Source organism: Neoroseomonas lacus (genome assembly GCF_014644535.1).
GTDB lineage: Bacteria > Pseudomonadota > Alphaproteobacteria > Acetobacterales > Acetobacteraceae > Neoroseomonas > Neoroseomonas lacus.
Window position 1 is genome coordinate 153916 of sequence record NZ_BMKW01000007.1, and the last position, 21239, is coordinate 175154.

The 21239-nt window shown below is 68.1% G+C and carries 21 protein-coding genes; 4 read left to right on the forward strand and 17 right to left on the reverse strand.

All coding sequences use genetic code 11. The features are described from left to right. Positions 1 to 13: 13 nt before the first annotated feature. A complete protein-coding gene (gene cnbZ / locus IEY36_RS15040) occupies positions 14 to 766 on the forward strand; it encodes a 2-amino-5-chloromuconate deaminase CnbZ (protein ID WP_188968021.1) in 753 nt (250 codons plus the stop codon). Here the strand turns inward: cnbZ and IEY36_RS15045 are convergent. From IEY36_RS15045 to IEY36_RS15075, 7 genes are all read right to left on the reverse strand, one after another. Beyond that, entirely contained in the window at positions 738 to 1586 is an 849-nt protein-coding gene (locus IEY36_RS15045; RefSeq protein WP_188968023.1) for an alpha/beta hydrolase, read from the reverse strand. The genes cnbZ and IEY36_RS15045 overlap by 29 nt on opposite strands. Before the next feature lie 74 nt (positions 1587 to 1660). Beyond that, positions 1661 to 2449, reverse strand: a complete 789-nt coding sequence (locus IEY36_RS15050; RefSeq protein ID WP_188968025.1) for an ABC transporter permease — start codon at positions 2447 to 2449, stop codon at positions 1661 to 1663. A gap of 4 nt (positions 2450 to 2453) precedes the next feature. Beyond that, positions 2454 to 3299, reverse strand: a complete 846-nt coding sequence (locus tag IEY36_RS15055; protein ID WP_188968027.1) for an ABC transporter permease — start codon at positions 3297 to 3299, stop codon at positions 2454 to 2456. Beyond that, positions 3296 to 4399 (reverse strand): ABC transporter ATP-binding protein, encoded by a 1104-nt coding sequence (locus tag IEY36_RS15060; protein ID WP_188968029.1) that lies wholly within the window; start codon positions 4397 to 4399, stop codon positions 3296 to 3298. Before IEY36_RS15060 ends, IEY36_RS15055 begins: the two co-directional genes overlap by 4 nt. Continuing rightward, positions 4396 to 5166: a class II aldolase/adducin family protein gene (locus IEY36_RS15065; RefSeq protein WP_188968031.1), complete on the reverse strand. Its 771-nt coding sequence runs from the start codon at positions 5164 to 5166 to the stop codon at positions 4396 to 4398. The genes IEY36_RS15060 and IEY36_RS15065 overlap by 4 nt, the downstream gene beginning before the upstream one ends. Next, entirely contained in the window at positions 5166 to 6104 is a 939-nt protein-coding gene (locus IEY36_RS15070; protein ID WP_188968033.1) for a 2-hydroxyacid dehydrogenase, read from the reverse strand. Before IEY36_RS15070 ends, IEY36_RS15065 begins: the two co-directional genes overlap by 1 nt. A 9-nt stretch (positions 6105 to 6113) precedes the next feature. Continuing rightward, a complete protein-coding gene (locus tag IEY36_RS15075) occupies positions 6114 to 7223 on the reverse strand; it encodes an extracellular solute-binding protein (protein ID WP_188968035.1) in 1110 nt (369 codons plus the stop codon). A 200-nt stretch (positions 7224 to 7423) separates the two neighbouring features. Here IEY36_RS15075 and IEY36_RS15080 point away from each other — a divergent pair, with 200 nt between their 5' ends. The 3 genes from IEY36_RS15080 (at position 7424) to IEY36_RS15090 (ending at position 11049) form a co-directional block, all read left to right on the forward strand. Beyond that, positions 7424 to 8752: an NAD(P)/FAD-dependent oxidoreductase gene (locus IEY36_RS15080; protein WP_188968037.1), complete on the forward strand. Its 1329-nt coding sequence runs from the start codon at positions 7424 to 7426 to the stop codon at positions 8750 to 8752. Next, positions 8749 to 10368, forward strand: a complete 1620-nt coding sequence (locus IEY36_RS15085; protein WP_188968039.1) for an amidohydrolase — start codon at positions 8749 to 8751, stop codon at positions 10366 to 10368. Before IEY36_RS15080 ends, IEY36_RS15085 begins: the two co-directional genes overlap by 4 nt. Positions 10369 to 10563: 195 nt before the next feature. Beyond that, on the forward strand, positions 10564 to 11049 hold the full coding sequence (locus tag IEY36_RS15090; protein ID WP_188968041.1) for a GlcG/HbpS family heme-binding protein: 486 nt from the start codon (positions 10564 to 10566) through the stop codon (positions 11047 to 11049). Positions 11050 to 11144: 95 nt separating this feature from the next. Here the strand turns inward: IEY36_RS15090 and IEY36_RS15095 are convergent, their stop codons facing one another. The 10 genes from IEY36_RS15095 to IEY36_RS15140 form a co-directional block, all read right to left on the reverse strand. Next, complete coding sequence (locus IEY36_RS15095; RefSeq protein ID WP_188968042.1) at positions 11145 to 11579, reverse strand: acyl-CoA thioesterase; 435 nt, start codon at positions 11577 to 11579, stop codon at positions 11145 to 11147. A gap of 5 nt (positions 11580 to 11584) precedes the next feature. After that, positions 11585 to 12292, reverse strand: coding sequence for an RraA family protein (locus tag IEY36_RS15100; protein WP_188968044.1), 708 nt, complete (start codon positions 12290 to 12292; stop codon positions 11585 to 11587). An 80-nt stretch (positions 12293 to 12372) separates the two neighbouring features. Next, entirely contained in the window at positions 12373 to 12981 is a 609-nt protein-coding gene (locus IEY36_RS15105; protein WP_188968047.1) for a cysteine hydrolase, read from the reverse strand. A gap of 1 nt (position 12982) precedes the next feature. Beyond that, complete coding sequence (locus IEY36_RS15110) at positions 12983 to 15034, reverse strand: hydantoinase/oxoprolinase family protein (protein ID WP_188968049.1); 2052 nt, start codon at positions 15032 to 15034, stop codon at positions 12983 to 12985. Continuing rightward, a complete protein-coding gene (locus IEY36_RS15115; RefSeq protein WP_188968051.1) occupies positions 15031 to 16731 on the reverse strand; it encodes a hydantoinase B/oxoprolinase family protein in 1701 nt (566 codons plus the stop codon). Before IEY36_RS15115 ends, IEY36_RS15110 begins: the two co-directional genes overlap by 4 nt. A 9-nt stretch (positions 16732 to 16740) precedes the next feature. After that, a complete protein-coding gene (locus IEY36_RS15120; protein ID WP_188968053.1) occupies positions 16741 to 17442 on the reverse strand; it encodes an ABC transporter ATP-binding protein in 702 nt (233 codons plus the stop codon). After that, complete coding sequence (locus IEY36_RS15125) at positions 17435 to 18202, reverse strand: ABC transporter ATP-binding protein (RefSeq protein WP_188968055.1); 768 nt, start codon at positions 18200 to 18202, stop codon at positions 17435 to 17437. Before IEY36_RS15125 ends, IEY36_RS15120 begins: the two co-directional genes overlap by 8 nt. After that, complete coding sequence (locus tag IEY36_RS15130; protein WP_229681332.1) at positions 18199 to 19128, reverse strand: branched-chain amino acid ABC transporter permease; 930 nt, start codon at positions 19126 to 19128, stop codon at positions 18199 to 18201. The genes IEY36_RS15125 and IEY36_RS15130 overlap by 4 nt, the downstream gene beginning before the upstream one ends. Beyond that, entirely contained in the window at positions 19125 to 19994 is an 870-nt protein-coding gene (locus IEY36_RS15135; protein ID WP_229681333.1) for a branched-chain amino acid ABC transporter permease, read from the reverse strand. The genes IEY36_RS15130 and IEY36_RS15135 overlap by 4 nt, the downstream gene beginning before the upstream one ends. 7 nt (positions 19995 to 20001) lie before the next feature. Further along, the gene (locus tag IEY36_RS15140; RefSeq protein WP_188968059.1) at positions 20002 to 21213 is read right to left on the reverse strand and encodes an ABC transporter substrate-binding protein; all 1212 of its coding nucleotides are present in this window, start codon (positions 21211 to 21213) and stop codon (positions 20002 to 20004) included. Positions 21214 to 21239 lie beyond the last annotated feature (26 nt).

The following is a 21239-nucleotide window of genomic DNA, read 5'->3' on the forward strand; positions in this document are numbered from 1 at the left end:
AAAGGGCGACACCATGGCGACGATCGACAATACCGAGGCCGGATACCGCTTCATCCCCGCGGTGATGCAGTATTCCGGCGGCGTCGCCGCCCTGCCCGGCTTCCGCCTCGAGCGCGTCCGCTTCACTGAACCGCTGCCGATGGCGGAAGGCTGGCGCCGCATCGCCACCTTCCTCGACGACATCGGCCGGCCGCGCACGGCCTTCGCCGCCTGCGAACTGCGTTCCCCCGCCCCCTTCACCGAGGCGGGATTCGCCACCTTCAACACCGCCTATGCGACGGTGCTCGACGCCTGGGGCGTGTTGCGCGACGGGCACAACCCTGTTGCCCGCAGCAATGTCTGCCCGGCCTTCACCCCGCCCGCCGTACCCGGTTTCCACGCCTTCGCCTATACTGTGCCCGACGCCCATGCGGCGCCGTCCTTCATCGTCGCTGGCAGCGGCGAATCGGTTGAAGGCAAGGGCAATTATCGCGACCACACCATCGCTTATGGCGACACCTCGCCCGACGGCATGCTCCGCAAGGGCCAATATGTGCTGGGCGAGATGGAGCGCCGCATGGAACTGCTCGGCTTCGGCTGGGCCGATACGACCGGCGTGCAGGCCTACACCGTCTATCCCATGCCGCCGGCGCTGACGGCGGAGATCGTCAGTCGCGGCGCATCCCGCCATGGCCTGACCTGGCAGAACTGCCGACCGCCGGTGGAGGGCCTGGACTACGAGATGGATTGCCGGGGGATCATGACGGAGCAGGTGCTGCCGGCCTGACGTCGCGGGCCAGGAGCTGCTTTTCAAGAAACACCGCGGTGACCGGCAGGATGCGCTTGGTCGCATGCGCGACGTTCGGGACATAGTCGAGCTGCGTGGAACATCCGGCCGCGCGCAGGCTGGCATCCAGCGCCTCGATCCGCGAGATGCGTGTCGGGCCGGCCTTCTCGACCCCGCGCACCCAGAGCGGATGACCTTCCGGCACGCGGATCTCCTCGGTCTCGGTATCGCTGCCGCCAATGGCGAGATGGATGGCGATCCGGCGGATCGCCTCGGTGTCGAGCGGATGGCCGAAGATGGTTTCGAAATCCGCGGTTCCCGCCCACCAAGGCAGCGACGGGTCGAGCAGCGTGACATAGCCCGGTGCTCCGATCGACACCGCGTGCAACCGCTGCGGCTGCAGCATCATGAAGCGCAAAACGAGCTGCGCCCCGCCCGAGAAGCCGGCCATCGCGAAGCGATCGATCGCCAGCGGCAGCCGTCGTGCCGCATCGTCAACCATGGCCAGTAGTGCGCGGTCGTAGCGCACGCCGTTGAACAGGCCGAACTTGTAGCCGGGTTCATCATCAGGCCCGGTGCTGCCGATGGCAAAGAGCGGTGCGAGCAGTACCGCGCCGGTACGGTCGCAGAGCGGTGCGAGGATGTCACGCAGCAGCTCGGGCCGCCGGTCGCTGCCATGGATGCCGATGAGCAGCGGCGCCGGCCCCGGCGGACGCGCCTTCGGAATGTAGAGGCAATAGGGAAAGCGCGGCTCGGCGGCGGCCACGAAGAAAGGCGTATGGCCCGCCATCGGCGGCCGCCAGCCCGGCATGCGGTTCATCCCCGCGCCTCCCGGGCGCGGGCTGTGGTGGACGTCGCGCTCGTCATGGCGCGTTGCTCCTCGGTCAGTCGGGATCAGCCTTCGCTGCGCCGGCGTAGCGCACGGTCGGCCATCAGCAGCGCCAGGGTAAACAGGATCAGCAGCACCGCAACCGCCGCCATGGCAGGGTCGAGATTCTCGTTGATCCCGTCCCAGATCCGGCGCGGCAGGGTGAAGACGTCGCGCGAGGCGATGAACAGCACCATCACCAGCTCATCCCAGGAATGGATGAAGGCGAAGATCGCACCGGAGAAGATGCCCGGCGCGATGCGCGGCAGGATCACCCAACGCAGCGTCTGCGACAGCGAGGCCCCCATGCCTCGCGCCGCCTGCTCCAGCCGCGGGTCGAAGCTGGCAAGCGCGGTGGAGACGGTGATCACCACATAGGGAATGCCGGTGACGCCATGCGCGATGACCACCCCCGCAAAGCGGTCCAACAGCCCGAGCGGCCCGAAATACCGGTACAGCCCAATGGCATAGACGATGGACGGAATGATCAGCGGCAGCAGCATCAACACGCGCACGAGTTCCGTCGCGCGCCGCGAGATGCGCCAGCAACCGATGGCGCACAGCGTCCCCGCCGACACCGAGAGCACCGTCGCCGCCACCGCGATGGTGAAGGACTGCCAGATCGAGCCGAGCCATTCCGGCGAGGTCAGCACCGTCTCGAAATGCCGGAAGGAGATGCCGTCCTGCGGCAGCGAAAGATAGCGCTGATCCGTCAGCGCCACCGGGATGACGATCAGGATCGGCAGCACCAGGTACAGCGCCGTTACCCAGGCGAGGCTGCGGCCGAAGGGGCCGGGACGATAGGTACCGTCCATCGCCTCAGGCCCCCGCGCCGAAGATGCGTCGCAGATCGACGACGCGGGAGAACACCGCGAGCGTGACCAGGATCGCCAACACCAGCACCGTCGCCATCATGGTCCCGAGGCCCCAGCGGATCAGGTCGAGGATCTGCAGGCTGATCCATTCCGCAACCATCAGGGTCTTGCCGCCACCGAGGATCGCCGGCGTGATGTAGAAGCCGAGCGTGAAGATGAAGACCAGTACCGCGGCCGCGATCACCCCCGGCAGCGACAGCGGCAAGAACACGTGGCGGAACACCTCGCCCCGGCTCGCACCAAGCCCGCGCGCGGCGGCGAGCAGGCGCGGGTCGATCTCACGCATCGAGGACAGCATCGGCAGCACCGCGAAGGGCACCATGTAGTGCACCATGCCGACGACGATGCCGAATTCGTTCCACACCAGCGGCAGAGGATCAGTGATCACCCCGGCTTCGATCAGGGTGTTGTTGATCAGCCCCTGCCGACGCAGCAGCGTGACCCAGGCGAAGGCCCGCACCAGCACCGAGATCCACAGCGGTACCAACACCGCGAGGACCCACCACCCCCGCGCGCGCGGACTCGCCAGCGTGATGGCATAGGCAATCGCATAGCCGAGCAGCAGGGCCAGTACCGTGGTGATGAGGCAGATGCGCAGCGTCGTCATGATCACCCGCTGCACCGCGCTCGATGTCAGGATGCGCTGGTAGTTGCCGAAGCCGAGCGAGGGTTCCGTGACGCTGATCGTCAGCACCTGCACGATCGGCGCGATGTAGAACACCAGCAGCAAGGCGAAGGCCGGCAGGATGAGCAGCCACCAGCCGATTCCCGGGCGCCCGACGCTGCTCATGCAACGTCCTCCGCCACCGGCACGGCAGCCTCGGCGCGCCAGCCGAGACGCACGGGCAGCCCTTCCGCCGGGGCGAAGGCCGAGCGCCAGGTCGGCAGATTGGCGCGAATTTCACCCAGGCCGGCGGTCTCGATCCGCAGCGAGAACCCCGCACCCAGATAGGCCCAGGAGACGATGCGCCCCTCGACGATGTTCTCCGCCGCCTCACCCTCGGCGAGCACGGTGATCTTCTCGGGCCGCAGGGACAGCAGGCTGCGCGCGCCGGCGGCCGGCGGCGGCTCGCCATCGGGTAGCGCGACAACCAACTGCGCCGCGCCGGCCTCCAGCATGAACCCGCCCGGATGCGGCTGGCGCACCACGCCTTCAAGGAAGTTCGACTTGCCGAGGAAGTCGGCGACGAAACGCGTGCGCGGCCGGTCGTACAACGCCCCCGGCGCACCCGCCTGCACCAGCTTGCCATGGTTGAGGATGGCGATGCGGTCGGACAGCGAGAGCGCTTCCTCCTGGTCATGCGTGACGTTGATGAAGGTGCGCCCGATCCGCCGATGCAGCGCCTTCAGCTCTTCCTGCAACTCGGCGCGCAGCTTCTTGTCGAGCGCCGAGAGTGGTTCGTCCAACAGCAGCAGGTTCGGGTCGAACACCAGCGCGCGCGCCAGGGCCACGCGCTGCTGCTGCCCACCGGACAGTTGCTTCGGCAGGCGTCCGGCGAAGGCGGCGAGTTGCACCAGGTCGAGCGCGCCACGCACCTTCTCGTCACGTTCGGCGCGCGACATGCCGCGCACGCGCAGCGGGAAGGCGACGTTCTCGGCCACCGTCATGTGGGGGAACAACGCATAACCCTGGAAGACCATGCCGAAATTGCGCTTCTCCGGCGGCAGCGGCGTGATGTCCTGTCCATCGAGCAGCACCGCGCCCTCGCTCGGCGCGACGAAGCCGGCGACCGCCATCAGGATGGTCGTCTTGCCCGAGCCCGACGGCCCGAGCAGCGTCAGGAACTCGCCCTGCCCCACCTCTAGCGACACGTCATCGACGGCGACGAAGCTGCCGTATCGGCGCGTCAGTCCACGCAACCCAAGCGCATGCCCCGTGGCCGCGCTCACGACGTGTAGTCCGGCTGTTCGCGGTCGAGCTTCCGCCGCAGCGCCTGCCAGGGCAGCCACCCCTTGGTCGGGCCGGTGCTGAACTGCGCGCGCGTCCGTTGCACCACCTGCGCCGGCGGCACCGCCAGCGGCGCGCCCGAGGATTGCGCGGCGAGCTGAATGCGGCATGCCTGTTCCAAATAATACATCCAGTAGAAGGCCTCCGCGACGGTATGCCCGACCGTCAGCAACCCATGATGACGCAGGATCATGCAGGGCCGTTCGCCGAGGTCCTGTACCAGCCGGTCGCGTTCCGAGAGATTGTCGTCAGCAGCGACGCCTTCGTAGTCATGCAGCGCGACGCGGCCGTCGAATTCCATGCTGATCTGATTCAGCGGCAGCAGCCCACCCGACTGCGCCGCCACCGCCATGCCCGCCAGGCTATGGGTGTGCATCACGCACATCGCGCTCTCGCGTGCCCGATGCACCGCCGAATGGATGACGAAACCGGCCGGGTTCACCGGCCAGGATGTCTCCTGCAACGGCTCGCCTTCGGCATCGACAGCGACCAGACTGCTCGCCGTGATCTCCTCGAACAACAGGCCATAGGGGTTCACCAGGAAGCGGTGCCCCGAACCCGGAATGCGCGCGGACAGATGCGTGAAGACCAGGTCGGTCAGACCGAACAGGGCGATCAGGCGATAGGCGGCGGCGAGGTCCTCGCGCACCTCCTGCTCGGTCTGGATGCGATCGGGGGCCGGCTTCACCGGTGGCGGCGGGAGGGGCATCAGTAGCCTCGCTCAGGAACGTAGAGGTTGGGCAGCGACTCACCGCGCTGATGGCGGGCGATGCACTCGGCGATGTAGCGCGCCCGTTCATGCCGGCTCGGCAGGCTCGCCGCATGGGGCGTGACGGTGATGCGGGGATGCCGCCAGGCGGGGCTGTCGGCCGGCAGCGGCTCCATCTCGAATACATCGAGCATCGCGCCGGAAAGCTGCCCCACATCCAGCGCCGCAATGATGTCCGGCAGCACCTGGTGCGCGCCGCGGCCGACCTGCACCAACCCCGCGCCTTGCGGCAATTGCGCCAGCAGCGGCGCGGCGATCAGCCCCACTGTCTCGGGCGTCGCCGGCAGCAGGCACACCAACACCTCGCTCCGCACGAGGAACGCCGGCAATTCGGCCGGCCCGGCGAAACAGGTGATGCCATCGACGATCTTGCGAGTACGCGACCAACCGACCACCGGAATGCCGAGCCCGCGAAGCATCTCTGCCGCGCGCAGCCCCATCGCACCCAACCCCATGATGCCGACCGTCCTGGCCGCCGCCGCGAAGGGCGGGTCGAAGGCATCCCAGACGGCATTGGCCTGGGCGATCGCCATGCGCCGCGCATCCTTGTTGAGCGACAGCACCGCCCAACAGACGAATTCGCCCATGCGCTGCGTTCCCTCGGGCGGTACGCAGCGCACCAGCGGCAGATGCGTCGGCAGATGCGGGTCGCGCAGGATGGCATCAACCCCCGCCCCCGAGCCGAAGATCGCCCGCAGCTTCGGCATGGTGGCAAGGCGCCCCGGCTCCGGGTCCCACACTAAGGCATAATCGATCAGGGCCGGGTCGAGCCCTGGCTCGTCCCACCAGCGCACATCGAGTTCAGGCGCGACATCGGCGAAGCCGGCGCGCCATTCCGGCAACGCCTGCTCCCCCCCGGACTTGACGACAAGAAGCACGGTCCAGCGTCAGCCCGTGATCGCGTCGATGTAGTCGGCATTCGCCTGCTGGTAGTTCGCACCCCACCATTCGCCGTCCATCACCACCTGTACCCGCTCATTCTCCGGGTCGGTCGGGTTCTTGCGGCGCAACTCCTCCGGCACCATCGCCGCGGCGCGCGGGTTGGTCGGCCCGTTGCCCAGCAATTGCAGCAGCCCGACCTGCGGTTCCGGATTGTGCAGCATGGAAGCCAGCAGCCGCTGCGCGCCCTCACCACCCGGATTGCCGCGCGGGATCACCATGATGCCCGCCTGCAGCAACCCCTGCGGCCAGAGGAACTTGATGCGCCCATTGGTCTCGCGCTCCAGCACCGTCGCGCGGGTGTGCCAGACCATGCCCATCACCGCTTCGCCGGTGCGCAGGAACTGCTCGCTCTCGCTGCCGCTGTTCCAGAACACGGCGTTGCGGCGCAGCGATGCGGCCTTGCGCACCGTGGCGTCAATATCGAGCGGATAGAGATGTGCCGGGTCCTTGCCGAGCGCCATCTGCGCCGCATCGAGCGTGGCGAGCGCGTCGCGGCGCATCAGCCTGGTGCCGGGGAACTTCTGCAGGTCGTAGAAATCCTTCCAGCTTGTCGGCCCGCCATTGGGGAACTTCGCGCTGTCGTAGCAGAGCACGGAGCTGAAGGAATACGGCGCCGCGCCATATTCCAGCGCGAAGCCGACCGGCAGCGTGTCCTCCTTCTTGACGATGCTGTAATCGATCTTCGTCAGCAGGTTCTGCCGCCCGAGCAGGAAGGAGGACGACGCCGAGGAATCGCACATGTCCCAGGTGACGCGCCCGCTTTCCACCATCGACCGGATGCGCCCGGCCGACGGCCCGGTGCTGTCCTGCTCCACGGTCCAGCCCGGATTGGCGGCGACAAAGGGTGCCCCGTAGAAATTGCCGAAGCCCTGATTGGCGAGGCCGCCCCAATTCACCATCACCAGCTTGCGCGCCGCCTGCGCCTGCGCCTCGCCACCGACGAAACTGCCCACACCCAAAGCAGCGAGACCGGCGAGCAGCGTGCGCCGGTCGACCTCCCCGCGGCGAAACCTGCGGAAGGCCAGTTCGACACAATCCTGCTGGAAGCTCTGCATCACCGTCTCTCCTCACTGGGCGCGCATCGTTGCGCGCGCCGTTGCGCCATCGGTGCTCAGCACGACGCATGCCACATCAAGCACGGCCCGTGCCAAGCCAGGCACGTCCGTTCCAGGACGCTGGGCGCCCCCTTGCGGTTGGCGTCGTGCCGGCGTGAAATCTCCCGAAGCAAGCACACCATGAGCAGGCAGTTCGGGCAATGACCTCCGTCGATCCCCTCCTCGCGCCCGACTTCAAGACCACCCCCTGGTGGTGGGAAGCCGCCGAACCCCCAAGCCGCGACAACACCCTGCCCGACCAGGCAGGCGTGGCCATCGTCGGCGGCGGCTATGCCGGGCTGTCGGCTGCGTTGACGCTCGCGCGGCTCGGCCATGACGTCACCGTACTGGATGCCGAACGCATCGGCTGGGGCGCATCATCGCGCAATGGCGGCATGGTCTCCGGCGGGCTGAAGGTCGCCTCGAAGGCGCTCGACAAGACCTATGGCGCCGAGCGCGCGCAGGCGATCGCGCAGGCCGCCGCCGCCTCATTCCCCTTCATCGAGGAGACCATCGCGCGCGAGGGCATCGACTGCCACTACCTGCGCTGCGGCCGCTTCGTGCCGGCCTGGACGCCGAAGCACTACGACGCCCTCGCCGCCCGCTCCGGCTTCATCGCCGAGATCACCGGCCTGCCGACCCACATGGTGCCGAAGGCGCGCCAGCACGAAGCACTCGGCAGTGACCACTACCACGGCGGCATGATCGCCGAGGCCTCGGGGAGCCTGCATCCCGGCAAATACGCCCGCGGCCTCGCCGAGGCCGCCGAACGCGCCGGCGCGCGGCTGGTCGATGGCGTGCGCGTCAACGCCATCCGCCAGGACGGCACCGGCTTCCGCCTGACTACCGATCGCGGCGCGCTGCGCGCCGATGCCGTGCTTGTCGCCACCAACGGCTATTCACGCGACAGCGAGGGCCGTTCCGCCATGCCCTGGCTCGCGCGGCGCATGATCCCCGTCGGCTCCTACATCATCGCCACCGAGGAACTGCCGGCAGAGACGATGGACCGCCTGTTTCCCGGCCGCCGCATGATCAGCGACACCAAGCGCGTGCTGAACTACTTCCGCCCCTCGCCTTATGGCAACCGCGTCCTGTGGGGCGGGCGCGCCAGCTTCGGCCCGACCGAACCGGCGGCCGCCGCCCCCGTGCTGCACGGCTTCATGCGCGCCGTCTTCCCGGAATTGAAGGATGTCCGGCTGACCCATGCCTGGACCGGCAATGTTGCCTTCACCTTCGACTTCCTGCCCCATATCGGCGTGCAGGACGGCATCCATTACGCCGCCGGCTGCCAGGGATCGGGCGTCGCCATGGCGACTTGGCTCGGCCACCGCGCGGCATTGAAGATCGCCAGCGCCGACAACGAAGGCTTCGCGCTGGACGGGCTGAATTTCCCCACCGCGCCCCTCTACAACGGCAATCCGAATTGGTTCCTGCCACTCATCGGCGGTTGGTATCGGCTGCGCGACCACATCGACAGGGCCGCCGCATGAACGCCGATTTCGTCTTGCTCAACGCCCGCATCGCCACCATGGACGCAGCGGGCACTCAGGCCGAGGCGCTCGCCGCCCATGGCGGGCGCATCGTCGCCCTCGGCAGCAGTGATGCGATGCGCGCCCATATCGGCCCCGCCACGCGCGTGCTGAATGCCGAAGACCGCCGCGTCATCCCCGGCATTGTCGACAGCCATGCGCACCCGGATGCTTATGCGGTACGGCTGCGCGCCTGGACGCTGCTCTCGCCCGACCGGGTGACGACGCGCGAGCAGGTGCTCGCCACCATCCATCGTGTCTGCGCCGCCCTGCCACCGGGCCGCTGGGGCGCCTTCTACCGGCTAAACGAGCGCGCCTCCGGCGGCTACCCGACGCTCGACGAGTTGGACGCCGCCAGCGCCGGGCATCCGGTCTTCATCCTGCGCACCGATGGCCATCTCGGCTTGGCTAACCGCGCCGCCTTCGCCGCCTGCGGCGTGCCCGCGAATGCGGCAGATCCGCCCTTCGGTGCCTTCGATCGAGACCCCGTGAGCGGTGCCTTCACCGGCCTGGTGCGCGAGACGGCCGCCCATGTCTTCCTCAATGCCGTGCATGGTGCCGACAGCGAGGCCGACATCGCCGCGGGCATGGAGATGGTGCAGGACGAATGCCTCGCCCACGGCATCACCTCCGTCGCCAATTCGCTCACGCCCTCCAAGGCGATCCGCGCCTACCAGCAGATGCGCCGCGACGGACGCTGGCGGATGCGCATGGGCATCATCGCCTCCGGCCGCGACGAGCCGCTCATCCCGCATCTGATCGGCGCCGGCATCCGCTCCGGCTTTGGCGATGACTGGCTGCGGCTGATCGGCGTGGAATGGTGCCCGGATTGCTCGACCTCCGGCCGCACCGCCGCCTATTGGGATCCTTATGTCGGCGCGGCCGTGCCGGGCGAGCCGGTGCCCAATACCGGCATGCTACTGTATGACCGCGACGACCTGACTGAACGCGCCACCGCCGCGCACAAGGCCGGCCTTCAGGTGATGGTCGAAGGCGTCGGCGACCGCGGCATCGACTTCGCGCTCGACGTGATGGAAGCGGCCCTCACCGCCCATCCCGTCCCCGACCACCGGATGCGGGTGGAACATTGCTGCTACGTCACGCCGCCCATCCTCGCGCGCCTCAAGCGTGGCGGCTTCGTCGATTCCTCAGCGACCGGCTTCATGGATGAACTCGGCGAGGCCTATGTCGCCAATCGCGGCCAGGCGGCGTTGCGCCATATGTGGCCCCATCGCAGCCTGATCGAGGCTGGCATCCCCGCCCCCGGCCACTCCGACTTCGCCGTCTGCCGCGTCAATCCCTTCACCGCGCTGGGCGCCATGGTCACGAGGCGGAGCCAGACCGGCGCGGACCTCGATGCCTCGGAAGCCGTGACACCGGAGCAGGCATTGGCGGCCTACACGACGCTCGGCGCCTGGGCCCAGCGCGAGGAGGCCCATAAGGGCAGCCTCGAACCCGGCAAACTCGCCGACCTTGCCGTGCTGGACACGGATATCCTGGCCTGCGATCCAACGTTGGTCCGCGAGACGCGTGTGGTCGCGACGGTGGTCGGTGGCGTCATCCGGTACGGCGGCTGATACCGGCCAGCCACCCGGCCGACGTGCATCAGAGTCCTGGTTTCGCGCGCAACTGCGTCGCCAACCGAGCGCGCCATGCCATTCGCCTGCCCAATGACGCCGTTATCGGACAGGCTCGACGGTGTGACACCCCTTTCCGGCAAGCGGCGCGCCATGCGAGCATGAACGCTTCGATTCACGCCGAAAGGGTGCTCCATGCGCCGCCTGTTCCTTTCCGCCAGCCTTGCCCTGGCACCGGTTCCTGGCCTCGCCCAGGGTGTGGTGACCGAGCGCAACATCAGCGCGGGCCTCGCCGCCGAGGCGGCGGCCGCCGCGGTCGAGGCCTGTGCCGGGCGTGGCTTCCGCGTCTCGGCGGCGGTGGTGGACCGGTCGGGCGTGCTCAAGGCATTGCTGCGCGCCGATGGCGCCGGGCCGCACACTGTCTACTCGGCGCAGGCCAAGGCCTATACGGCGGTCAGCATGCGCGCCAATACCAGCCAAATCCTTGAGACTGTGCGCACCAATCCCGGCGCGGCGCGTCTGGTGGATATCCAGGGCTTCCTGATCGTCGGCGGCGGCATGCCGATCCGCGTCGGTGACGAGGTGGTCGGCGCGATCGGCGTCGGCGGTTCGCCCGGCGGTCATCTCGACGACCAATGCGCCGAGGCCGGCATCGCGCGGATCCGCGAGCGGCTCGGCTGAACCACGCCGCCTTCAGGCCCGGCGCGCGAAGCGCGTAGGACGGCAGGCAAAAGGCACGGCATCGCGACGATGAGGCCGCGACCGCCGGCGCCGCCCTATCGTTTCAACGCCAGCCGCTTCGCCGCCGCACCCGTCGCGCGCTTAGCGAGGCGCGCGATCACCTCGTCAGGCCAAGCACCGACGCGCCGCGCCCCAAGGTCGACACACAGATAAAGCACCTCATTCTCCGCCGCCTGCCACCCTTCCGCCGCATGGAACATGGTGTGGCGGCACAGCAGGCGCTTGGCATCATAGCCCAGCACCTCGCTGTCGAAGGCGAGAGGCGCGCCTTCGGTCACCTCCCGCGTATAGGACTGCCAGGACTCGGCCGCGAAGGTGCCGAGCCCGCGCGCGCGGAACTCCGGCCCCAGCCCCAGCGACGGCCACAACGCGTCCGTCGCCAGGTCAAAGGCCACCAGGTAATAGGCAAGGTTCATGTGCCCGTAGTGGTCGACCCACCCGGGCAGCACGGAGCAGAGCGGCGCGCGCATCGGATTCAGTGGATGTCCTCGGACTTCGACAGCGCTTCCTTCAGCTTCGTCACGTTGAAGCCGGGCGTCTTCACCATGTCGAGGATCACCTTCTCCTTGCGCGTGAGCAGGTCGACCGCGGCGGGGATCTTGGTCACCACGTCATGCGGGATGACGACGGCGCCATGCTGGTCGGCATGCACCACGTCGTCGTGCTGCACCTGCATGCCGTGGATCGTCGCATCGACATTCACCGCGACGATGTGCACATGGGCATGCGACGGGTTCACCACGCCGGCAATGCCCTGGAAGCCAGGCGCGAACATGTCGAGGTCACGCACCGAACCGTTGGTGACGACGCCCTGCGCGCCGAGCCCCTGATGCACGGCGGAATTCACCTCGCCCCAGAAGGCGCCGACGCCGGGCGTGTCATCGAGGTCCTGCAGGCACACCACGGTCGGCAACGCCGCATCGGCGACGTATTCGTACCAGGCGATGCGCATCGCCTTGTCGGCATCCTTGCTTCGGCCGGACGGGAAGGCCGCGCGCTGCGTGCCGGTGCGCGCCAGGCCGCAGATCGGCGGCAGCTTTGGGTCCACCGCCGTCATCGGCCGCACGGTGAAGCCATGCCCGCGGCGATGCGGGGCAACCACCTCCAGCGCATTGCAGATGGTGGGCGTATCCCACTGGCGCAGCGCTTCGAGATCGGCGGCGGTAAAAGGGTATTGGGGCATGGTTCGGTCTCCTCCGGGCGTGCAGGATCGACCAGGGCGCGGCTGCGGTCAAACCGTCGCGATGGCGCGGATCGAGCGATTCAGCCCAGCCGCGCCAGGGCCTGCGCGACGCTCGTCACCTCGGCGACCGGCCGCATGCCCTCGACCGCGGCGCGATGCACCTCATCGGAGAACGCCGCGCAACCATCCTCCAGCAGCGTGACCTCGAATTCACGCACATGTGCGCCGCGCACCGTCGAGGCAACGCCACCATTGGTGACGATGCCTGCCACCAGCAACCGGCGCACGCCGGCCTTGCGCAGCACCCATTCCAGCCTGGTGTTCCAGAAGGCGTCGTAGCCCAGCTTCTCGACCGCGAGGTCCGACGGCGCGAGCTCGTCGACCAGCGCATGCCCCCAGGCGCCCGGCGCGAAATCGCCCTTTTTCAGGAACGGGCGCAGCTGGCGCAGATGCTCGGCGATGAAGGGCTCGCCACCCTTCCCCGGCACCAGGGTGAAATGCGTCGAGGCGACCCAGCCGCCCCCCACGCGCATCGCATCGGCCAGCGGCTTCAAGCGCGCCGGCAGCGCCGCGATCGCCGCCGCCGCCTGCCCCGCGCGGCCATAGGCGCCCCGGGGATGAATGAAGTCGTTCTGCAGATCACACAGCAGCAGCGCGGTTTCGCTGATGGGGATGGGCCCATGCGCCATGTCACGCCCTCTCAATGATCAGATTGCCGAAGCGGTCAGTGCGCGCGGCGAGACCGGGCTCCACCACGACAGTCGCATCGGGCTGTTCGAGAATCGCCGGGCCGGGCACCACCGACCCGACCGGAAGTTCGAGCCGCGCGACAATTGCCGCGTCATGCCAGGCGCCCCCGAACCACACCGGCCGCGTGCCGCGCATCGCGCCGGCAAGCGTCGTCGCGGCCGGCGGCGCCAGCATCGCCAGGTCGAAGGCCGGCCGCCGCCCGATCGCTGCCGTGCGCAGCGTGACGATACGCACGGGCAGACCAGGCAGCAGGCGCGAGAAGGCGCGGCTGTAGGCAGCCTCGAAGGCGCTGCGCACGATGGCCGCAGTGATGCGCGTCGTTCCCTCGCGCAAAACCACCGGCAGCGGCACCGAGACGGTGTGGGTCTGCCCGCCGTAATGCATGTCGAGTTCGAAGACGGTCTCAACGGAATCCACCGGCAAGCCAGCCGCGGCGACGACGGCCCGTGCGGCCTCGGCCTCCGCGACCATGCGCGCATCAAGCGCGGTCGCATCCAGCGCATCGAGCGCCAGGTTCAAGGTGCGCACCTGGTCGTGCCGCACATCGGCGATGATGCAGCCCAACGCGGATGTCACGCCCGGATAGCGCGGCACCAGGGCCGCCTTGAGGCCGACATCGCGGATCAGCGCCCCGACATGCAGCGCCCCGCCACCGCCGAAAGGCAACGCTACGAAGCGCCCCGGATCATGCCCGCGTTCAATGGAGACGAGACGGATCGCGCCCGCCATCTTCGCATTGGCGACGCGCAGGATCGCCTCCGCCGCCGCCATCGCATCGAGGCCGAGCGGGTCACCGACATGGCGTTCGATCGCCTGGCGCGCGGCGGCCACATCCAACCGCGCCAGCGCCCCGCCGATCGGCCGTTCGGCATTGATGCGGCCGAGCACGACATTCGCATCCGTCAGCGTCGGCCGCTCATTGCCCTGCCCGTAGCAGACCGGCCCGGGCCGGCTGCCCGCGCTCTCCGGCCCCACTTGCAGCAAGCCGCCGCGATCGACCTGCGCAATGGATCCACCACCGGCGCCAATGGTAGTGATCTCAATCATCGGCGAGCGGATCACCAGGCCGAAATCGATCGTCGCTTGCGCCGCGAGTTCCATCCGCCCACCCGCCACCAGCGAGACATCGAAGGAGGTTCCGCCAAGATCGCAGGTCACCGCATTCTCGAACCCCGCCGCGCGCGCGATGGCCGCCGCCGCGATCACCCCCGACGCCGGCCCGGACAGCGCCGTGCGCACCGGCATCCGCCGCGCCGTCGCGGTGGACATGATGCCGCCATTCGACTGCACGATGTGGAAGCGACCGTTGAAACCATCCTCCGCAAGCGCGCCCTCCAGCCGTGAAAGATAGCCAGCCACACCAGGTTGCAGATAGGCGTTTAGCGCGGTGGTCGAACTGCGTTCGAATTCGCGGATCTCGGGCAGGATTTCGGACGAGACCGAAACATGTGGATTGGGCCAGATCGCCCGCACCGCCTCGGCCGCCGCGGCTTCGTTCGCGCCATTGGCATGGGCGTTGATGAAGGTGATGGCGCAAGCCTCAGCACCGGCCTCGAGCAAGGCCCGTGCAGCAGCGCGCACGGCGTCGAGGTCCACCGGCATGCGGATCGTGCCATCCGCCAGCGTCCGTTCCGGCACCTCCAGTCGAAGATCGCGCTCGGCAATCGGCGTGAAGTCCCCCCACAGCCCCCAGGTGTGTCGCCGGTCGCGCCGACGCATCTCCAGCACGTCGCGAAAGCCCGCCGTGGTGATCACGCCAAGCCGCGCACCCTTGCGTTCCAGCAGCGCATTGGTGCCGACGGTGGTGCCATGCACCACCGCATCCATGCTCGCCGCCCCACCCAAGGCGCGCAGCCCGGCAAGGAACCCCGACGCCTCGTCACCGCGATTTGACGGCACCTTCGCCGTGCGCAGCGCGCCGGTCGCCGCGTCATACAGGAACAGATCGGTGAAGGTGCCACCGACATCGACACCGACAATAGGTCGGCTCATCGCGACACCGTCCCATCCGCGGCAATCGTCACGCCGTAATCCCGAACAGCCGCCGCCGCGCTGACATGGCCCAGGCGGATATCGCGCGCGACGTGTTCGACCGGCCGGGCCAGCGGGTCGCCCCAACCCCCACCGCCCGGACTTTCCAGACGCAGCCTAGCACCTTGGCGAAGCGAGACACCCACCACCTTGCTCGCCATTGGTGGCGTCTGCGGACCGTCTTGCCCATCCCAATGAAACGTGTTCATCGCGCCCGACCCACCACCCGCCACACCGAAGGGCGCGAAGCGGCCGCGTTCACCCAGCAGCGCGATCTCCGTCGCGCCAGGCGCCAGCGCCTCAATCTCATAGACCGCCCCAACACCGCCGCGATGCAGTCCGGGCCCGCCGCTGTCCGGGCGCAGCGCCCATTGCGTGAACATCACCGGACTGGCGGCTTCCAGGATCTCGACTGGTGGGATCGTCGCGGTGGAAATCGGGTTGTTCGCATGGTGCAGCCCATCACTTTCCGGATTCCCGCCGAGCCCGCCACCAAAGAAGGAGAACATCACCCACCGCATACCATCCGCACGCAAGCCCGACAGCGATAGCGCATTGATCGTCCCGAAGGGCGCCGCCATCGCCGTCGCCGGCCGCGCATTGGCCAGCGCGCCAAAAATGACGCCGATCAACCGCAGGATCGTCTCGGTATAGCCCGCCACCGGACGGGGCGCGCGCGCGCCGAGCAGCGTCGTCGCCGGCGCAATGACCTCCACCGGACGCAGCACCCCGGCATTGGCCGGCACATCGGGAAACGCATGCTTCAACGCGACATAACAGGCCGCCACCGTCGTCGCGACCGAGATGTTCACCGGCCCCGCGCAAGGCGGCGAGGAACCCGACATGTCCAGCACCATCCGCCCGCCCGCGATGCGCATCTCCAACGCGATCCGCAGCGGTTCGTCAACGACGCCGTCATTGTCGAGGAAATCCTCGAAGGCGTAGCAACCATCCGGCAGTGCCTCGATCTCCGCCCCCATCAGCGCTTCGGCACGGTCCATCAGCAGATCGAAGGCCTCGGCGACCGAGGCGTCGCCATACTCGTCCAACACCTCGGTCAACCGCCGCTCGCCAAGATCGAGCGCATTCAACTGCCCGTTCAGATCGCCCCAGTTCGACTGCGGCACGCGCGAATTCGCCGCCAGGATATCGAGGATATCCTGCTGCATCACCCCCGCGCGGATCAGCTTCACAGGCGGAAACCGCACGCCCTCTTGGTGGCTCTCCGTCGCGCGCGGATTGTAGTTGCCCGGTACATTGCCGCCGATATCGAGCCAATGCCCCACACTGGCCAGCCAGCAGAACAGCCGCCCGTCGCGAAACACCGGCCGCACCAAGCGAAAGTCGTTGAGATGGGTGCCGCCATCATACGGGTCGTTGAACAGGAAGGTATCGCCGGCGATCAGCGCGCCATCGGCCGCGACTTTCGCGATCACCGCCCGCACCGCGAAGGCCATGGCGCCGACGAAGATCGGCAGCCCCTTCGTCCCCTGCACCAGCGTGTCGCCACTGGTCGCGTGATAGAGCCCGTGGCAGGCGTCGCGCGCCTCGGCGATGATCGGGTTGAAGGCACTGCGATACAGCGTCGCATCCATCTCGTCGGCGATCTGTTCGAGCCGCCCCTTCAGCACCGCCAGCGTGACCGGATCGAGGCTCATCGACGTATCCTACAGACCGAGATAGGCGCGCTGCAGATGCGGGTCCGCCCGCACCGCCGCCGCCGTGCCGCTCATCGCGAAGGCGCCGTTTTCCAGCACATGCGCCTCATCGGCAAGATCGAGGCTCTGCGCGACATTCTGCTCCACAAGCATAATGGCGAGCCCACAGGCATGCAGCCGTCGAATCAACGCAAACATCTCCTCCACCAATAACGGCGAAAGCCCCAGCGACGGCTCATCAAGAATCAACAAGCGCGGCTCCGCCATCATGCCGCGCCCGATGGCGAGCATCTGCTGCTCGCCGCCCGACAGCGTGCCGGCGCGCTGCCGCACCCGCTCCTTCAGACGCGGAAAGGTCGCGAAGACGCGCTCCATGTTCCGCGCCTTGTTGCCCCGCGCGCGGCGATATGCACCAAGGTCGAGATTCTCCCGCACCGAGAGATTCGGAAACACCTTGCGCCCTTCCGGCACGTGCACCAGCCCGGCCTCCGCGATCGCCGGTGGCGACAGCCCATCGATCCGCCGCCCCTCGAAGGTGATGCTCCCCGCCCGCGCCTTCACCAGCCCGCTGATCGTCATATTGAGCGTCGTCTTGCCCGCCCCATTGGCGCCGAGCACCGCGACGATGCGACCCGCCGGCACGCTCAGATCCACGCCGCGCAACACAGTGGTCAGCCCATACCCTGCTTCGAGCCCGCGTATCTCAAGCATCGGCCGCACCCTGCAATCGCTTCGCCGCGCCATGGCCGAGATAGGCCTCGACCACCGCCGGCGCCGCGACCACCTCGGCCGGCGAGCCGGAACAGATGATGCGCCCTTGCGCGAGCACATGCACTGCCTCGCACAGATCCATCACCGCCTGCATGACGTGTTCGATCATCAGCACCGTCACGCCACCATCGCGGATAGCGCGGATCACCGGCACGATATCGCGGATCTCGGACGGGTTGAGCCCGGCCAGCACCTCATCCAGCAACAGCAACTTCGGCCGCGTCGCCAGCGCGCGCGCCACCTCCAGCCGCTTGCGCCCGGCAACGGTCAGCGCGGCAGCCGGCTTGTCGAGCTGGTCCGCGAGCCCGACCCGCTCCGCGACCCGTTCCGCCGCGGCGAGCGCCGCCCCGCGCTTCGTCTCGCGCAGGAAGGCGCCGACTGCGATGTTCTCGCGCACCGTCAGCCCGGCGAAGGGCTGCACGATCTGGAAGGTGCGCGCCAACCCCATGCGCGCGAGTTCGTGCGGGCGCCGCCCTGTGATGTCCTCGCCCTCCAGCAGCACCAGGCCCGCCGTCGGCTTCTCGAAACCGGCAATGACCGCGAACAGTGTCGTCTTGCCCGCGCCATTCGGCCCGATCAGCCCGGTGATCGACCCTTCCGCCACATTTAGCGTCGCGTCATTCACCGCGATCAATCCGCCGAAGCGCTTGGTCACGCCGCGCACCGCGAGGAAGGCGGGATCTGGTCCGGTGCCCGTCATCGCCGCCACCGACGCAGCAGGCCGGGAATGTCGCGCGGCGGAAAGCGCACCACCAGGATCAGCACGATGCCGAAGGCGACAAGATCGATGCCCGGAATGCGCCCCGCGATCATGCGCGTCGCCTCGGCAATCGCATGCAGCAGCACGGCGCCGAGCACCGGCCCGAACACCGTCCCCGCGCCCCCGACGATCGGCGCCAGCAACGCCTCGACGGAGATCCAGGTGCCGTAAGCAATGTTCGCATCGAGGTAGAGGAAGTACTGTGCATAAAGCCCCCCCGCCGCCCCCGTCATCGCCGCGGAGAGCGTGATGGTCCGCAGCTTCACCGCCAACACATCGACGCCGAGCGCCTGCGCGGCCGCCTCATTCTCCCGCACCGCCACGAGCTGCGCACCAAGCCGCGATCGTTCCAGCGCGAGCGTCGCCATCAACGCCAGCGTCACCATCGTGCCAGCCACCCACAGGAAGGTGCCACGCTCCGCGAACTGGAAATTCGCCGGGTCCTGCTGCAGGCGGATCAGGATGCCGGCCGCCCCGCCGGTCACCTGCGCGGCATTGGCGAGAACGCGGAACACCTCGGCGAAGGCGAGCGTCACCAGCGCGAAATACGATCCCTTCAGCCCCGACCGGAAGGCAAGGCTGCCAATGGCCAGCCCGACCAGCGCCGCCAGTGCGATGCCGGCTGCGAAGGCCGGATAGGAATTCAGCCCGAAGCGCACCTGCAGGATCGCGGTCAGATAGGCGCCGGTCCCGAAGAAGGCCGCATGCCCGAAGGAATACTGCCCACCATACCCGCCTAGCAGATTCCATCCCTGCGCCGCCAGCGCGATGATCATCGTGAAGACGAGGAAATTCAGCGCGACGTTACTCGACACCAGCAGTGGCACCACGGCTACCACCGCGGCGAAGGCCAGGATCGCCCTCACGCCCGCGCCCCGAACAACCCTGTCGGACGCACCAGTAACACCAGAATGAAGATCAGGAAGATACCGATCTGACCAAGGCTTTCACCGAGGAACAACCCCGACAGGCTCTCCACCACGCCGATCACCAACCCGCCGACCAGCGCGCCAACCACGCTGCCCATCCCGCCCAGCACGACGATGGTGAAGGCGACCAGCACGAAGGCATTGCCGACCCGCGGCGAGACATAGAAGGAGGGCAACAGCAGCGCCGCCGCGATGGCCAGGCATGCGGTGCCGATGCCGAAGGTCACCGCATAGATATGCGCGACATCGATGCCGACCAGCGCCGCGCCGGTGCGTTCCTTCGCCACAGCCCGGATCGCCTTTCCCGTCGCGCTGAAGTGCATCAGAACATACAGCGCCGCCGCAACGACCATGGTCGCGCCGAAGCCCACCACACGCGGCCAGGACAGCAGCGCCGGCCCGGCCTCGATCACGTCCATCGCATAGGGCACGTCGATGCTGCGCGTGTCGGAATGGAACACCGCCAGCATCAGGTTCTCGATGATGATGGACAGGCCGAGCGTCACCAGCAGGATGTTCTCATCCTTGCCCTGGCTCGCTGGCCCGATCACCAGGCGCTGCACCAGATACCCGATGCCGAAGAACAGCACCGCCAACGGCAGCGCCGCGACATAGGGATCGATGCCGAGCGCCGCCCAGGCCAGATAGGCCGCATACATCGCCGCCGTCAGCAGCGCGCCATGGGCGAAGTTGATGATGTGCAGCACGCCATAAACGAGCGTCAGACCCAACGCCACCAGCCCATAGACCGCGCCGGTCAGGAGGCCGTTCAACACGGCCTCCAGGATGATCTCCGGCGGCAAGCCCATCTCAGCCGGTGACGGGATAGACAGGCTGCGCGTCGGCGAAGTCGCGCGGGAAGATCACCTTGATGTCGCCGCCCTGCACCTGCGTGTTCACCGGCGCGCCGGCCTGATTCTGGCCATTCACAAAACGCGTGGGCCCATAAGGCATGATGTGCTTCGTGAAGGCGCCATCGGTTGCCGCCAGCGCCGTCGTCAGCGCGGCGCGATCGGCCCGCCCGGCGCGTTCCAGCGCATCGGCCACCAGCATCATCGCCGAGTAGTTGAGTGGCACGTTGTACAGCCAGAAACGATTCTGCGCCTCCACCGCGCGGCGCAGCTCCGCGGTCTTCGGCTTGCGAGGGTCCGGCCAGTGGTTGCAGTCCATCACCAAATTCGCCGCATCCGGAAATTCCCGCACGAAGCGATAGTTGGACGCTGCGCCGTTCAGGATGCAGTACACGCCCTTCGGGCGGATGCGTTGCTGCTGCATCGTGCGCGACAGCAACACGAACTCCGCATAATAGGATGACGGGATCACGAGGTCCGGCCGCAGCGCGCGGATACGCAGCGCGACGTTGTTCATGTCGCGCGCCGGCGTCGGATGCGCCAGCGTCTCCAGCACCTCGAAGCCGCGCTTGGGCAGTTCCGCGTTCAGCAGCCGCGCCATGCCCGAGCCGAACAGCCCGTCCTCATGCACGATCACCACGGTGCGCGACGGCTTGCCCGCGGCGTCGTTCAACGCGACCAGATTGTCCAGCGCCGTCTGCGTCACCACGCCGAAGCCCGGTCCGAAGCGGAAGGTATTGGTCAGCCCGCGCGAGACGATCTGGTCCGACACGCCAACATCGACGACATAAGGCAGTTCGTATCGCGAGGCCGCCTGCGACGCCGCCAGGCAGATCGGGCTGGCGAATCCGCCGACCACGGCGAGCACGCCCTCGGCCTGCATCTTCTCGACCTCGGCGACCCCGCCTTCCGGGTTGGACCGCGCATCGCCGAACACCGTTTCGATGCGCGCCCCGCCGAGCGCGCGGATGCCGCCGCCGGCGTTGATCTCATTGATCGCCAGCTCGGCGCCGAGACGACCATATTCGCCATCCTGTGACAGCGCCCCGGTCACGGGCTGCAGGATGCCGAGCTTCACCACCGGCGCCTGCGCCCGCGCCAACCCCGGCGCGGCCAGCACGCCGGCCGAAGCCAGTGCCAAGCCACGACGTCCCATTCTGAAACCGGTCATTGCTCGTCCTCCGTGTTCCGGTCCGC

Bases quoted from the DNA above. Each gene is read 5' to 3' on its own strand.
- cnbZ (WP_188968021.1), top strand. From the start codon at position 14: ATGGCGACGATCGACAATACCGAGGCCGGATACCGCTTCATCCCCGCG.
- IEY36_RS15045 (WP_188968023.1), bottom strand. From the start codon at position 1,586: ATGAACCGCATGCCGGGCTGGCGGCCGCCGATGGCGGGCCATACGCCT.
- IEY36_RS15050 (WP_188968025.1), bottom strand. From the start codon at position 2,449: ATGGACGGTACCTATCGTCCCGGCCCCTTCGGCCGCAGCCTCGCCTGG.
- IEY36_RS15055 (WP_188968027.1), bottom strand. From the start codon at position 3,299: ATGAGCAGCGTCGGGCGCCCGGGAATCGGCTGGTGGCTGCTCATCCTG.
- IEY36_RS15065 (WP_188968031.1), bottom strand. From the start codon at position 5,166: ATGCCCCTCCCGCCGCCACCGGTGAAGCCGGCCCCCGATCGCATCCAG.
- IEY36_RS15075 (WP_188968035.1), bottom strand. From the start codon at position 7,223: ATGCAGAGCTTCCAGCAGGATTGTGTCGAACTGGCCTTCCGCAGGTTT.
- IEY36_RS15080 (WP_188968037.1), top strand. From the start codon at position 7,424: ATGACCTCCGTCGATCCCCTCCTCGCGCCCGACTTCAAGACCACCCCC.
- IEY36_RS15085 (WP_188968039.1), top strand. From the start codon at position 8,749: ATGAACGCCGATTTCGTCTTGCTCAACGCCCGCATCGCCACCATGGAC.
- IEY36_RS15090 (WP_188968041.1), top strand. From the start codon at position 10,564: ATGCGCCGCCTGTTCCTTTCCGCCAGCCTTGCCCTGGCACCGGTTCCT.
- IEY36_RS15095 (WP_188968042.1), bottom strand. From the start codon at position 11,579: ATGCGCGCGCCGCTCTGCTCCGTGCTGCCCGGGTGGGTCGACCACTAC.
- IEY36_RS15100 (WP_188968044.1), bottom strand. From the start codon at position 12,292: ATGCCCCAATACCCTTTTACCGCCGCCGATCTCGAAGCGCTGCGCCAG.
- IEY36_RS15105 (WP_188968047.1), bottom strand. From the start codon at position 12,981: ATGGCGCATGGGCCCATCCCCATCAGCGAAACCGCGCTGCTGCTGTGT.
- IEY36_RS15110 (WP_188968049.1), bottom strand. From the start codon at position 15,034: ATGAGCCGACCTATTGTCGGTGTCGATGTCGGTGGCACCTTCACCGAT.
- IEY36_RS15115 (WP_188968051.1), bottom strand. From the start codon at position 16,731: ATGAGCCTCGATCCGGTCACGCTGGCGGTGCTGAAGGGGCGGCTCGAA.
- IEY36_RS15120 (WP_188968053.1), bottom strand. From the start codon at position 17,442: ATGCTTGAGATACGCGGGCTCGAAGCAGGGTATGGGCTGACCACTGTG.
- IEY36_RS15125 (WP_188968055.1), bottom strand. From the start codon at position 18,202: ATGACGGGCACCGGACCAGATCCCGCCTTCCTCGCGGTGCGCGGCGTG.
- IEY36_RS15140 (WP_188968059.1), bottom strand. From the start codon at position 21,213: ATGACCGGTTTCAGAATGGGACGTCGTGGCTTGGCACTGGCTTCGGCC.